Source organism: uncultured Paracoccus sp. (assembly GCF_947487305.1).
Classification (GTDB): Bacteria; Pseudomonadota; Alphaproteobacteria; order Rhodobacterales; family Rhodobacteraceae; genus Paracoccus.
This window is the reverse complement of sequence record NZ_CANKWH010000003.1, coordinates 117,766-131,370: the sequence shown is the minus strand read 5'-3', so window position 1 is coordinate 131,370 and position 13,605 is coordinate 117,766. Positions and strand designations below refer to the sequence as shown.

Annotated in this window: 13 protein-coding genes; 6 read left to right on the top strand and 7 right to left on the bottom strand. The window is 68.2% G+C overall.

The genetic code is table 11. The features are described 5' to 3' along the window. Positions 1-40 precede the first annotated feature (40 nt). The 3 genes from Q1A36_RS05290 to Q1A36_RS05280 form a co-directional block, all read right to left on the bottom strand. Complete coding sequence (locus Q1A36_RS05290; protein ID WP_299840744.1) at positions 41-2,305, bottom strand: M23 family metallopeptidase; 2,265 nt, start codon at positions 2,303-2,305, stop codon at positions 41-43. A gap of 12 nt (positions 2,306-2,317) precedes the next feature. Continuing rightward, entirely contained in the window at positions 2,318-3,706 is a 1,389-nt protein-coding gene (locus Q1A36_RS05285) for a peptidoglycan-binding domain-containing protein (protein ID WP_299840742.1), read from the bottom strand. A 97-nt stretch (positions 3,707-3,803) separates the two neighbouring features. Beyond that, positions 3,804-4,178 (bottom strand): DUF1036 domain-containing protein, encoded by a 375-nt coding sequence (locus Q1A36_RS05280; RefSeq protein ID WP_299840740.1) that lies wholly within the window; start codon positions 4,176-4,178, stop codon positions 3,804-3,806. Between Q1A36_RS05280 and Q1A36_RS05275 the strand changes: the two genes are divergently transcribed. From Q1A36_RS05275 to Q1A36_RS05250, 6 genes are read left to right on the top strand one after another with little or no spacing between them, the layout of a single operon-like run. Beyond that, positions 4,171-4,392 (top strand): hypothetical protein, encoded by a 222-nt coding sequence (locus Q1A36_RS05275; protein ID WP_299840738.1) that lies wholly within the window; start codon positions 4,171-4,173, stop codon positions 4,390-4,392. The two genes, Q1A36_RS05280 and Q1A36_RS05275, sit on opposite strands and share 8 nt — an antisense overlap. Then, positions 4,385-4,852 (top strand): hypothetical protein, encoded by a 468-nt coding sequence (locus Q1A36_RS05270; protein ID WP_299840736.1) that lies wholly within the window; start codon positions 4,385-4,387, stop codon positions 4,850-4,852. The genes Q1A36_RS05275 and Q1A36_RS05270 overlap by 8 nt, the downstream gene beginning before the upstream one ends. Further along, positions 4,845-5,501, top strand: coding sequence for a MotA/TolQ/ExbB proton channel family protein (locus tag Q1A36_RS05265; RefSeq protein WP_299840734.1), 657 nt, complete (start codon positions 4,845-4,847; stop codon positions 5,499-5,501). Before Q1A36_RS05270 ends, Q1A36_RS05265 begins: the two co-directional genes overlap by 8 nt. A gap of 3 nt (positions 5,502-5,504) precedes the next feature. Next, positions 5,505-5,996: a biopolymer transporter ExbD gene (locus Q1A36_RS05260; RefSeq protein ID WP_299840732.1), complete on the top strand. Its 492-nt coding sequence runs from the start codon at positions 5,505-5,507 to the stop codon at positions 5,994-5,996. Continuing rightward, positions 5,993-6,400 (top strand): biopolymer transporter ExbD, encoded by a 408-nt coding sequence (locus Q1A36_RS05255; protein WP_299840730.1) that lies wholly within the window; start codon positions 5,993-5,995, stop codon positions 6,398-6,400. Before Q1A36_RS05260 ends, Q1A36_RS05255 begins: the two co-directional genes overlap by 4 nt. After that, entirely contained in the window at positions 6,397-7,488 is a 1,092-nt protein-coding gene (locus tag Q1A36_RS05250; protein WP_299840728.1) for a hypothetical protein, read from the top strand. Before Q1A36_RS05255 ends, Q1A36_RS05250 begins: the two co-directional genes overlap by 4 nt. A gap of 6 nt (positions 7,489-7,494) precedes the next feature. Here Q1A36_RS05250 and tssH read toward each other — a convergent pair whose 3' ends face one another. The 4 genes from tssH to tssE are packed head-to-tail and all read right to left on the bottom strand — an operon-like array spanning position 7,495 to position 13,573. Beyond that, the gene (gene tssH, locus Q1A36_RS05245; RefSeq protein WP_299840726.1) at positions 7,495-10,131 is read right to left on the bottom strand and encodes a type VI secretion system ATPase TssH; all 2,637 of its coding nucleotides are present in this window, start codon (positions 10,129-10,131) and stop codon (positions 7,495-7,497) included. Positions 10,132-10,140: 9 nt separating this feature from the next. Next, a complete protein-coding gene (tssG, locus tag Q1A36_RS05240) occupies positions 10,141-11,097 on the bottom strand; it encodes a type VI secretion system baseplate subunit TssG (protein WP_299840724.1) in 957 nt (318 codons plus the stop codon). Next, a complete protein-coding gene (tssF, locus tag Q1A36_RS05235; RefSeq protein WP_299840722.1) occupies positions 11,094-13,010 on the bottom strand; it encodes a type VI secretion system baseplate subunit TssF in 1,917 nt (638 codons plus the stop codon). Before tssF ends, tssG begins: the two co-directional genes overlap by 4 nt. Continuing rightward, positions 13,007-13,573 carry a type VI secretion system baseplate subunit TssE gene (gene tssE / locus Q1A36_RS05230; protein WP_299840720.1) on the bottom strand — a complete coding sequence of 189 codons (567 nt, stop codon included), beginning with the start codon at positions 13,571-13,573 and terminating at the stop codon, positions 13,007-13,009. The genes tssF and tssE overlap by 4 nt, the downstream gene beginning before the upstream one ends. Between the last annotated feature and the right edge of the window lie 32 nt (positions 13,574-13,605).

Here is a 13,605-nt window from a genome sequence, read left to right as displayed (position 1 = left end):
CATAGCATCGATGGCGGCACAGGCGGCAGGGGCGACGGACCTATCCCCGATCGGGCAGGTTTTCCTGCAACATCGCATCCATCGCCGCGACAAAGGCCAGCACGGCGGGCGAGGGCGGCGCCTCGCGTTCGGGCTCGGGCGTGGCGGCCAGAACCGGGGCGGCATTCATCTTGCGATCGGCCCAGCCTTTCAACTGGGCGATGGAATAGCCGTTGAGGAAGGGGTTGGCGTTCACCACCCCCGCCCCCATCACCTGCAAGACGCTGGCCCCATCCGCCGCCGACAGCGCGCGATGCGCCCCCTCGGGGCCAAGGAAATGCGCCAGATAGAGGCGCCCGGCGGTGATTTGATGGCCGCGCGCACGCAAGTAAGCCTCGTTCTCCTGCGCCAGATGCTTGACCATCTCGCGTGAGAGATCAGGGTTGAAGCGCAGGTTCAACAGGTCGCGCCTTGCCATGCTGGCGGCCAGTTCCGGGCGATAGCTGGCCATCATCCGCAGCCAGGTTGAATCGATGAACTGTCCCAGCCCCGTGGCGGAAGACAGCGGGTTTCTGGCCGTGGCATTGCCGGCGCTTTCCACCCGGATGATCCGCCCGATCAGCGCCTCGACCGCGTCCGAGGCCAGCACCGTCTGACCGCCGGTAAACAGCGGCATCGGGTTGATCGCCTGCCCCGCGCGGAAGGCCTGAAAGAACAGCCCATCCTCGCCGCCGACCTGCCCGACCCGGCCAAGCGCGCCGCCCGCCGGAACCGCCGCGCCCTTGGCCAGCCCCTCGGCCAAGGCCGACAAGCCGGAATAGCGCGTGACCAGCCCGGCGCCATGATCCAGCGTCACACTGAGGCTCTCGCCCTCAGCCGTGATCTCGCGCAACTGACCGGCGGCGGCGGCGATCACCGGCGCACCTCTGGCGGCGGCGAAGTCGATGCCGGGCAGGGTCTCGCCCGCATCCGCATCTTCGGCCCCGAACTTCCGGCGGATGGTGCCGCTGACCGGCAGGGTCATCGCCACCTCGCCACCCTCGGCCCGCGCCACCCGCGCGCCCGGCGCATGGCAGCGGAAGCCCTGCCCATCCTCGCGCGGCACCACATAGCAGGGCTTTGCCCCGGACGGTCCGTCGACACCGGCGAACAGCACCTGACCGGCCAGCCCGCCGCCTGCCCCATGATCGCGGGCAAAGATCAGCGTCAGCCGGTCGCCCGGATCGGCGAAGCCGGCCAGATCATGCACCTGCGCCATCATGGCGATCACCTCGCCCACGATCTCGGTCGGCACCTTGGCGCGGATGGCGGCGGAATAGATCACGTCGAGCAGGCGATATTGCAGACCCTCGCCCGACGGGCCGTCCTCGTCCCGCGCGAGATCCTGGATATCGGCATCAATCCACGGATCGGCTGCCGCCACCAGCCGCTCGGCCCCGTCGCGGGCGACAGATCCCTGCCAGCCCTCGGCCCCGTAAAGCGACAGCTGCATCAGCCTGGGATCGTCCGGGCGCGGGTCAAAGCGGATCGCCAGCACCGTGCCCTCGGGCAGCGCCTCCTCGACCGGCAACAGACCGGCTGCGCCCTGCACCACCGTCTCGATCTCGGTGGCCTGAAAACCGTTGTCGCGCAGAAGATCGGCCAGCGGCGTGGCCAGTTCCAGGTCCAGAACCAGTTCCTGCGACAGCGGCGGACGCTCGGCCTCGGGGTTGAGGAACAGAGTCGAGGCGGCGACCGGGGCGGGGGTCTTCTCGGCCTCGCTCATGGTCAGCGGATCGATCGGCGCCGGCGCCTCGGCCTTGGCCTGCAACAGCTCGATCGAGCGGGTGCGCTGCGACTGGAACAACGCGAAATCCTCGGGCGAACTGGGCAGCGCGGTCATCAGCCGCCGTTCGCGCACATGCAGCGTCTCGTTCACCAGCATCAGCCGGTCGGGCGCGGGCAGGCCGACGCGGCCGACATCCAGCGTGGGCGGGCCGGCCAGCGGCAGGCTGCGGTCGCCCTGCCCCGCATCGGCCAGCCGCAGGATCAAGGGATCGCCCGGCAGGTCGGTAAAGGTATCGGCCCGGACCACGGGCGCCACGTCGAACGCCTCTTCGACCTGCACCATCTGCGCGCCGTCCTGCAGCGTATCGCCACCGCTCGCGGCATCGGCGACCTGCACGGTTTCGAGCGGTGGTGCCTCGCCGTCCGGCCAGACAAGCCAGCCGATCCCGCCGGCAAGCAGCAACACGGCAAGCCCGATCCCCGACCGGATCGCCCGGCTGCGGTTGCGGCGGCGGCGGGCATTCAGGCGGTGGCTTTGAAAAGCGGGATCGACCTGCACGAAACCTGCACCCTAGCGGAAGATGCCCGAGCCGAGGGCATTCGGGTTGATCCGGGGTTGCGTGGTGGTCGCGGCGGGCGGGGGCGTCGTCTGGCGCGGCGGCTGCACCGGCTGGCGCTGGGTGGTGGCCCGCGCCGGGGTGCTGCGGGTGGTCGTCGGCTGGCGCGTGCTGGCCGCAGGCGTGTTCCGCACGGTCGGCTGGACCACGACATCGGGGCAGCGCAGGTCATCCCTCAGCGCAATCTGCCGAAACAGCGTCACATCGGCCTCGCGCGTCACAGCCGTGCCGCCGGCCTGCTGGAAATAGCGATCCACCGCCTGCCGCGAGCCATTGCCCCAGTCGCCGTCGATCCGCCCGGTATAGCAGTTCATCCGCTGCAGATCGGTCTGGATGGCGCTGGCCATCTGCTCCGACGGCGGGTCGAATGCACCGCTTTCCAGCAGGCTGGCAAAGGCCTGCGGGTCCTCGGCGCGGATGCGGGCGCGTTCCTCGGCGCTGGTGCCAAGCGCCGAACCGGCAAGGCTGTCCGTGGGCGGCGCCACCCCGTCCTCGCGCGGGCGTTCGCCGACGATGATCGAGGGCTCGGGCAGGCCCGCCCCGGTGGGGCGCGCGGCGCGATCGCCGGTCAGCGGCTGAACCGGCGCGGCGGCGTTGAAGATCTGCACCCCGGAGGTCGCGGCCTGACCGGCGGCGCTGAGCGCGCCGGGCCGTGCGGTCGGGGTCAGTGCGCTGACCGGGCGCAGGGGCGCGTCAAGGATCAGGGTGCCGCTGCCTGCCGACTTCGGTTGTGCTGCCATCGCGGTGAACCCGGCCCAGCCCGAACCCGTCGCCACCGCCAATCCGGCCCCGGACAGGCTGTCGGCCAGTTCAGCCCCCGGGCTTTCCAGCGCCGCCAGCAGCGCGGTGGTCAGCCTCGCGCTGCCGGCGCAGTCAGCGGGCGAATGGGCAAGCAGCGCGGCGGCAGGGGCATCGCCGTGTTTGGCCTCATCCTTGGCAGGTCCCGCCAGCGGTTCAACGGCGCAGGATTCGGCCAGCACCATCTGCTGCGCTGCCGGATAGCGCATCGCCAGTTCCGCCAGCGTCACCGGGCCCGAGGCCAGCGCGATGGCCTGTCCATGGTCGGTCTGCGCAAGGTCAGCCGAGACATAGACCAGCATCACATCGGGCGCATCGGCGGGCGGCTCGGGCAGGCTGGCCGGGTTTTCCAAGCGCCGCACGTCGAAGCCCGCCGCCAGAAGCGCACGCGAGACGGCAAGGGCGTCACGCCCGGGCTGGCCGATCTCCTGCGCGGCGGCGCGGCCGGCGATGACCAGCGCCTGCCGGGTTTCGGCCCATACGGGCGCCGCCAGCAGCAGTGCCGCCCCGGTTCCCACCATTATCCGACCTGTCAGTCCGCGCATCGGCCCCGCCTCTCGCTTTCCCCCGGAAGTCTAGCCGAAGCCGCGCCACCACGCGAGTCCGCCGCCACCCGGCGTCGCGGATGTGAACGCGCCACCCTCATGGCCGCGGCGCCACGAAAACCGTCCACTCATCCGCCCGCCCGGTATCGATCTCGACAAAGCGCGCCTCCAGATGGCCGCGCAGCAGGCAATCCCGCTCGCCCTCGATGCGAAAGCGGCGCGGGGCGACGCACATGGGGACCGTGCCGCCAAGCGCCGACTTGCCGAAGACATCGGTGGCGAAGAGATAGAGAAAGCGCGCCGTCAGCGGTTCGCGGATCAGCGTCGCGCATTGGTTCGGCGCAACGCGCCACCAGCCCTCGGTGCGAAACCCACCCTGGACCGGCTGTCCAAAGGACAGGTTCAGCACGTCGAAGCTCTGGTTGCAGACCTTGAACTCGGCCCGCGCCGGTGCGGACCAGAGCGTGATCACGATCAGTAAAGGAATGAAAAATCGTAACATATTGATCTTTGCACCGGTTCAGCCGACCATTACACCAGAATGCCCAAGCCCGCCACAGGGCGCGACCGACGGCCAGACGACCAAGCGCAAGGAGATTGCCCTGCACCAGCCCCGTCATCATCGCACAGGATTCTGTGCTATGGATCATCGAATCAACGCGCAGCGAGAGGTTCAAATTGCGTGACGCCCTGCTCAGCAAGACGGTCCTGGCCTCGGCGCTGGCCCTGATCGGGTTCACCGCCCCGCCGGCCCCCGCACAGGAGGCGGCAGCTTCGGATGCGGGGCGGATCGTGCTGGAACTGAACAACGTGACCGATACCGAGGCCGGCGCCTGCCGCATGACCTTCGTTGCCATCAACAACAGCGGTTCGGGCTTCGCGCGCACCGGCTGGCAGGTCGGTGTGTTCGACGCCGGGGGCATCGTCCGCTCGATCCTGGCGCTGGAATTCGGCGCGCTGCCGGCGAGCAAGACCAAGATCGTGCTGTTCGACCTGCCGGGCCGGGGCTGCGACGACATCTCGCGCGTGATCGTCAATGACGTGACGCTCTGCCAGCCCGAGGAGGCGGCGGCGGACGCCATCGCCCCGACCTGCCTTGATGCGCTGACCACCCGGTCGCGCGCGGCCATCGAATTCGGTGTCTGACCAGATGAATCTCTCGACCCTATCTCTCGGCCTTCCCGCGGTCACCGTGGCGGTCTTCGCCGCCCTCGCGCTTCTGTCGGTGCTGGCGCTGACCGTGACGATCTTCAAGATCCTGCAGTTCCGTCGCATCGGGGTCGGCAAGGGCCGGCTTGCCGACCAGGTGCTGGACGACTGGCTGAACGGCCGCCCGGACGAGGCCATGCGCAAGGCCGGACAGGGCGATGGCGTGCTGCCGCGTGTGCTGCAGGCGGTGATGTCTGGCCTCAGGGCAAGACCGAACGATCCCGATTATGCCGAGGAGTTGGGCCGGCAATCGGCGCTGGTCGAGCTGTCATCGATGGCGGCGCGGATGCGGCTTCTGGAATCGGTGGTGCAGGCGGCGCCGATGCTGGGCCTGCTGGGCACGGTGATCGGCATGATCGATGCCTTCTCGGCCCTGTCGCAATCGACCGGTGCCATCGACCCGGCGCAGCTGGCCGGCGGCATCTGGACGGCGCTGACCACCACGGCCATCGGCCTTGCCATCGCGCTGGTCACCTATTTCGTCGCCAACTGGCTGGAATCACGCATCGATGCCGAGCGGCAGGATATCGAGATGGCGATCTCGGCGGCGATCCATGGCCGGGTGGCGGGCGGCGGGCGGCGCTGAGCCATGGCCGGGGCGCGGACCCATCCCCGGATCGAGCTGCCGCAACGCCAGCGCCGCTATGGCTTCGCGCTGACGCCGCTGGCCGATGCGATGTTCCAGCTGCTGGTCTTCTTCATGCTCTCGGCCAACCTGACACCCTATTCGCTGCTGAGCCTCAAGGCCGGCACGATCGGCGGCGGGGACTCGGGCCAGCCCCCTGCCGACAAGGGAGAAGAGCTTGGCGCCCCGGCCCTTTCGCCCGGCGATACCGCGATCTGGTCGGTCAGCCGTGAATCCATCGTCGCCAGCGGTCAGCGATTCGGCTTTGACGCCCTGCCGCAACTGGCCGAGGCGATGCAGGCGGCGGGCACGGCGCGGGTTCTGCTGGTGACGCGCCCGGATGCGCAGGTGCAGGGGCTGGTCTCGGTGCTGGAGGCGCTGGCCGCGCATGGCATCACCGATGTCCAGATCGCAGGCGGCACGGTGGCGCCTGCCCCAAGTGGGGTCCAGCCATGACCGTTTCGCTGCCCCCGCGTCGCCAGCACACGCATATCGATGTGTCGCTGGCCATCGTCAATATCGTGCTGCTACTGATCTTCTTCTTCATGGTGACGGGCCAGATCACCGCCGAGCGCCCCTCGGACGAGGTCGAGCTGCCGATCAGCAGCAGCCTGCCGCTGGACCAGTTGCCGCGCCCCTTGCTGGTCGTCACGCGCGACGGGCAATGGCTGCTTGACGGGGCCGAGGTCGCGCCCGATCTTCTGAGGGTGGCGCTGGATGCGCTGCCCGAGCCGCTGACCCTGCATCTGCTGCTGGATCGCGGTGCGCCGGCTGATCTGCTGGTCGCGGTGCTGCAGAACCCGGCGCTGGCCGAGCGCTCGGTGCGGCTGGTGACGCTGAAGGAGAGGACGGCCGAATGATTGGCCGGATGCAGGAAAAACGGGGATACTGGATTCAGGCGCTGGTCCTGTCCCTGGCGGTGCATGGCGTGGCGGCGGCCGCGGTGATGGATGTGCTGCCCTCGCTGCCCCGGCGGGATGACAGCCGGGCCCTGCCCGAGATCGACATCCTGAGCCTGCCGGTCGAACAGGGCAGCGCCGCGCAGGTGGTACTCGATCAAGCGCAGCCGGTCACCGGCGCGGCCAGTGTCAGCGCGACCCTGCCGCCCGCGCAGGTCCCGATGCCGGACCAGACATCAAAGGCCGAGCAGCCGGTGCTGACCCCCTCGGACGACATGATCGCGGCAACCACCGCCACGCCGGTGGAACCGGTCGAGCCCGTCACGGCACCGAACACGCCGCCCGTTGACGGCAGCGATCCGGTCAACGTTCCCGGTTCGCCGGAGGGCGATGGGCAGGGCGTCAGCCCCGGCTCGCCGCAGCAGAACGCCGCGATCAGCGATCTGGTGCTGCGTCTGCGCGAAAGGCTGGCCCAGCCCTGCCTGGCGGCGCTGCCGCAGACCATCGGCGGGGACGAGGTCTTGCTGACCACGCTCGGTGCCGTCGATCGCGACATTTCGGACCTGTTCCGCGATATCGCCGGCACGGTCGAGGTGCCGATGACCGAGCGTTCGGTGCTGCTCGACGCGCGGCAATGCCCGGCGGTGGATTTCGTTCGCGCCTCGGCCAGCTATCCGGCCCTGCCGTTGGTCCTGCGGCTCGAGGCCAGCGAGGTTGCCTCGGACGGCCAGCTGATCGGCGAGATCACCGGCGCGGGCGGCAATCCCGTGGCGCTGCTCATCATCGACGACAATGGCGTGGTGCAGGACCTTGGCCGCTTTACCCTGGCATCGGGCGAGGTGACCCGCTTCGACATTCCGGTCTACCGCGTCGGTGGCAACCGCGACACCAGCCAGCTGCTGATGGCCGTGGCCCTGCCCCAGCGTCCCGAGTCCATTGCCGGCCTGTCGGGTCGCCTCGCCAGCGACTTCTTTCCGCCGCTGGCCGAGGCGGCGGCTGGCCGCGCGCTGATCGGGGTTGCCCCGGTCTATGTGCGCGCGGTGCCCTGAGGCCCGTCAGGCAAAGACGTAGTCGAACTTGCCGTCCTTCATCGCGATGGTCACGTCCGACATCCCCGCCCCCTCGACCATGCGCGACAGCACCTGGCGCGACAGGTCGGGCAGGATCGAGTTGGTGATGATATTGTCGATCATCCGCCCGCCGCTGTCGGGATCGCGGCATTCGGCGACGATATGGTCGATCACCGCATCCTCCCAGCCCAACTTGGCGCCATGGGCGCTGCGCATCCGCGCGACGATGGCGCCCAGTTTCAGCTTGGCAATACCGGCCAGAACCTCGCCGCCAAGCGGGAAATAGGGGATGGTCACGATCCGGCCCAGCAGCGCGGGCGGAAACACCTTCAGCAGTTCCGGCTTCAACTGCGCTTCCAGCGTTTCCATGTCGGGCGTGGTCTCGCCACCCTCGGCCATGTCCATGATGACATTGGTGCCGACATTCGAGGTCAGCAGGATCAGCGTGTTGCGGAAGTTGATCGGGCGGCCATTGCCATCCTCCATCATGCCCTTGTCGAAGACCTGGAAAAACAGCTCGTGCACATCGGGATGGGCCTTCTCGATTTCGTCCAGCAGCACCACCGAATAGGGCTTGCGCCGCACCGCCTCGGTCAGCCGCCCGCCCTCGCCATAGCCGACATAGCCCGGCGGCGCGCCCTTCAACAGGCTGACCGAATGCGCCTCCTGGAACTCGGACATGTTGATGGTGATGATGTTCTGCTCGCCGCCGTAAAGCTGTTCCGCCAGAGCCAGCGCGGTCTCGGTCTTGCCGACGCCCGAGGGGCCGGCCAGCATGAAGACACCGATGGGCTTGTTCGGATTCGACAGACCGGCACGGCTGGTCTCGACCCGCTTGGCGATCATCTTCAGCCCGTGGTCCTGACCGATGACCCGTTCCTTCAGGTGATCGGCCAGACCCAGAATGGCCTGCAATTCATCGGCCACCATCCGGCCCGCCGGGATGCCGGTCCAGTCGCTGATGACCGATGCCACGGCCTGCTCGTCCACATGCGGCCAGATCATCCGGTCGTCGGGGTTGCGATCGGCGAGCTTGGCCATTTCGCCCGCCATCTCGGCGCGCACGGCCTCGGCGTCGAAATCCTCGCCCTCGGCCTTTGCCAGACGTTCGCGCAGCGCGAGGATCTGGTCGACCACCGCCTTTTCCTCGGCATAGCCAGCCTCGGCCTCGGCCAGCTTGCCCCGCAGGGTTTCGGCCTCGCCCTCGGCCTCGGTCAGCCGCGCCTCGTTGGTCTCGCCCAGATCGCGCTCGGCCTCTTTCGCCGCGATCTCGGTTTCCAGCGCCGCGATGGCTTCGCGCAGATCGGCGATGCGGGCCGGGGTGGCGTTCTGCGAGATCGCCACCCGGGCGCAGGCGGTATCCAGAAGGCTCACCGCCTTGTCCGGCAGCTGCCGCGCCGGGATATAGCGGGCGGAGAGCGCCACGGCGGCGGTGATCGCCTCGTCCGAGATACGGACCTTGTGGTGGCTCTCCATCGGATCAAGGATGCCGCGCAGCATGTAGCAGCATTGCTCGATCCCCGGCTCGTCCACCGTCACCGGCTGGAAACGCCGGGTCAGCGCCGGGTCCTTCTCGATATGGTTGCGGTATTCGGCCCATGTCGTCGCCGCGATGGTGCGCAGGGTGCCGCGTGCCAGCGCCGGCTTCAGCAGGTTCGCCGCATCGCCCGTGCCCTGCGCCCCGCCCGCGCCGATCAGCGTATGCGCCTCGTCGATGAACAGGATGATCGGGATGGGGCTCGCCTGCACCTCCTCGATGACCGAGCGCAGGCGCTGTTCGAACTCGCCCTTCATGCTGGCCCCGGCCTGCATCGCGCCGATATCCAGCATATAGAGCCGCATCCCCTTCAGCGCCGGCGGCACATCGCCCGAGGCCAGACGCTGCGCGAAACCCTCGACCACCGCCGTCTTGCCGACCCCGGCCTCGCCGGTCAGGATCGGGTTGTTCTGGCGGCGGCGCAGCAGGATATCGACGATCTGGCGGATCTCGTCATCGCGGCCAACGATCCGGTCCATCGTGCCCGATTCCGCCTGTGCCGTCATATCGACCGAGAAGCGGCCAAGCGCGGTCTTGGCCCCTCCCTCGGCTGCGCCCGGCGTCCCGGCACCGACCAGACCCGAGCCATCCATCGGCCGCATGGTCTCTTCTTCCGAACCGGCCCAGAGTGTGCGGCTGTCGGCGCTGATCCGGTCCACCGAAACCTCGCCGAAGACCGGCGAAATGGTCAGCAGCTCGCGCCGCAGATGCCCGTCGTTCAGCAGCGCCACCAGCACATGGCCGCTGCGGATCTGGGTCTCGCCAAAGAACAGCGTCGCATAGGTCCAGGCGTGGTTCAGGGCATCGCCAAGCGTGTCCGAGATCCCCGGCGTCTCCGTCACGCCCTTCTTCAGCGCCGCCATTGCCCGGTCAGCCTCTTGCAGCGCCTTGCCGCGATCGAGGCCCAATTCGCGCAGCGTGACCGAGATGTCGCATTCCTGGTTGGACAGCGCATGGAACAGCCAATGCGCCAGCTCGACATTGCGGTTGCCCTCGCCCCGGGCATGGCGCATCGCCTGAATGAAGGCGTCGTAGCCGGCGCGGTTCATCTTGCCGGCGAATTTCTCGATACTGATTTCGGTCATTAAAAGTCCTCAGGCGGCGGGTCGGTCGGCATCCAGGGTAAAGGTGGCCGCGGTTACAAAATGCTCGGGGTCATCATTGGCCGGGGCCAGCGCCGCCATCCAGCCGATGCTGGCGGATTTGCCCAGTACGGCGGGCTCTACCTCGGAGGCCGGCAGGGACAGCGACACATCGACCACATAGGTCTTGCCCAGATACCAGAAGACGATATCGGCCAGCCGCTGATATCCGGGCTGGCCGGGCAGGAAGCGGCGATACTGGGCAAGGCTCGCGGTGCGCAGGTCCAGCCGGATCTTCTCGCCGACCGACTGCACCCGCGCGCCCAGATACATGTCGCGGCCAATGGAACTGCCGCGCTGGCCAAGCGCCGAGGTGTCGCTGGCGTCGAACTCCATCCAGTAGGGGACATGCTCCTCGACATGGGCATCGACGCCCAGATGGGTCTCGATCATCTGCCTGAGGCGCACCGGGCTGCGCACGCGGCCCCCGAACAGCGAGACCATCGGCAGGCGGGCCAGATCATGCAGCGCGTCATGGTCGCGGAAGGCCGGCGTGCCGATCCCGGCGATGGCGGCGACATAGCCGTTGAAGCGGTCGCTGCCCGGATGGTCGAACTGGCTGATCGCATGGGCATCCGACCATGCGCGGAAGAACAGTTGCAGGAAGCGGGTCGCCAGGATGTCGGTGAAGGCGACAAAGCTGTCATCCCCGGTTTCCAGCCAGCGGGCGACCTCTTCGGTGGTGTTCAGCGGCAGCGCGCCTTGCGGGCCGAAGAAGCCCAGCACCTGCGCCCTGAGCGAACCGTTCCGGGTCTCGGAAAACTCGCCCGCCGGAAAGGCCAGCGAGGGGTCCTGACCGATCCGCACCACCTCGTCGCGCAAACGCGCCGCGCGACCGATGGGCGGTTTCTCGGGCGCCTCGCGTTCCAGCCGGCGCAGCAGCGCCAGAAAGCCCTGATCGCCGCTCACAGCAAGGCCCCGCTTCCGGTGCGGGGGGGCCAGCGCATGATCTCGCCGCGCTGCTGGCTGATCGTCACCGACTGGGTGAAGCTGTTGATATTGGCGTATTCGGCAAAGAAGCGGTCCAGCACGGCGGCCAGCGTGATGATGCCCGTGCCCTCGAAGGCCGCCTCGTCATAGGTGACGCTGATCTCCAGCCCGCGCGCCGGGAAGAAGCCGTCGGCGCGGCGGATCGAGCGCACGACGGGCCGGGTTTTCAGCGACTTGATGCCCTGGATCTGCGCCTCGGTGATGCTGTCCGACATGTCGGCGAAGAGGCTCAGCAATTCGCGCAGGCTTTCCGCGCCGTCGCGGCCTGGCCGGTCGTCCAGCCCGAAATGGTTCAGCGACAGATAGGACAGAAGCCGCCAGTAGACATCACCCTGTTCGGCCCGATGCGGCGCGCCCCGGTCGATTTCCAGCATGGAATCGCGCGGCTTGGTCGGGCCGATCAGGCAGGACAGCGCCACGCTTGTATCGCTGGTGAAGTGGAAATCATCCTTGCTGCCGGCGATGGGCAGGTATTCGGGCAGGTGCCGATTGGAACAGAGCGCGCGGATCTGCAGCCGCTGTGCCCGGTTGGCGACCTGCTCGGCGGGCGGCTCGTAAAGCGCGATATAGGTTTCGGTGCCGCGATAGCGATGGCGGCTGCCGAAACGGCGTTCATGCGTGGTCAGCCGGCGGGGCTTGCGGCGGGCGGTGTAGTAAAGCGCCTGCCGCGGTGGGGTGCCGCCATCGGGCAGGGCATAAAGCGGGCGCACCTCGACCTTGTCGGCGCTGCTACCGTAATGGGCAAAGACCTGCGCGATGCGGTGGATCTCGTAATGCGTGACCGGGCTACTGTCCGGTGTCACCACGAATTCGTGCCGCTTCTGATCCAGCCGCACCTGGCTGCTGGTTTCCTCGAAGAGGTTGATAGCCGGGGCACAGTTCAGCGCCACATGACCCGACCCCAGACGGGCGGCCAGGACATCGTCGCTGCGGCGGAACTCGATGACGATCTCGACCCGATCCGTCGGGATGCGCGACAGTGCGGGGCGCAGGCCGGTCAGACGGAAGCCCAGATGCTTCCTTGGAAAGATGAAGGCCTCGCGCAGATGAGCGAAACCGTCGAACAGGCGCGTGTCGCGGCTGAACAGGCGTTCGCTTTCGTCAAAGCCGATCTGGCTCAGCTGATCGGGGTTCAGCCGCAGGAAGGCCGGATCGCCCTGCTTGTCGATCCAGCGCAGCGAGATCCGCAGCCGGTCGCAATGGATCTGTTCATACAGCGCCGCCGCCTGCCCGAAATCCGGCGCGGTCAGGTTCAGGACCAGCTCGTCCAGCGGCAAGCCGGACATGCCGCCCGCCGTGCTGCGGCGGATGCCCAGTTGCAGCCCGGCCTTGGTCCGGGGGTCGGGGTCCTGCCCCAGCGCGCCGAGGGGACCGGGCGCATCGTGATAGGTGATGGCATCCACCGACAGCGGCCAAAGGGTCAAGGGCGAGGTCAGCTGGAAGCGGCAGGAGACCCGCTGGTCGGCATCGACGAAGCGCGCATCCAGATACTCGCCCGGCAGGAAGCGCCAGCCCTCGTCCAGCTTGCGCTCATCCGCCGGGGGCTGGGCCTGCACCAGCATGACCGAGGGGATCGGCGCCAGGGCGTCCGGGAAGATCTGTTCCAGAAGCTCGGTGGTAAAGCCGCGAAACTCCTCATCCAGCTTCAGCTGCACCCGCGCGGCAAGGAAGGCCGTGCCTTCCAGCAGACCGGCAACCGCCGGGTCGGTATTGTCGCGCAACAACCCGCCAAGACGGTCGGCAATGCCCGGATACTCGGCGGCGAATTCGGCCGACCGCTCGTAAAGCATGGCCAGTTCGCGGTTGTAGAGGTCGCGGAAGGCCTTTCTCATCGCTCGGGCCGCCCGCCGGTCATGCGCAGCTTGCCGGCGCCCAGATCGACCTCGGCCACGAAATCCATCGGCAGGTCGGCGGGCGAGGCCCGCATCTCGGCGGTGATATCGAAGAAGATGCGCTGATCGGTCCTGGCGCTGCGCTCGGACACGCGCACCTCCAGCGTTTCGGCGATCAGCCGGGGCTCGTGCCGGATCAGCGATTCGCGGATCGAGGCGGCGATGCGCGCGGTGGTTTCCTGGCTGCGCGTCAGGCTGGACATGTCGCGGAAACCGTAATTGACGATGGATTTCTGCACCAGCGGCGCATCGGACAGATCGACCAGCGCATCCAACCGGATGGTGTTCATCAGGCTGGCGATGTCTATTGCCAGATCGGACTGCATGGCAATTGGGTCGCTGCCGTCGCGGCTTTGACGGCGCCGGACCGAGATGATGCGATCGTCATCGGCGCGGCGCTCCGAGGGCGCGGCATCGCGCGCATCGCCCGCGCGGGCGGCGGCGCGAAAGACCTGCAGGATCGACATCTGCCGGTCGGGGCGTTTCTGGGGGCTGCGGCTCATCGGGTCTCAGCCTGCCATAGAAAATCCCCGGC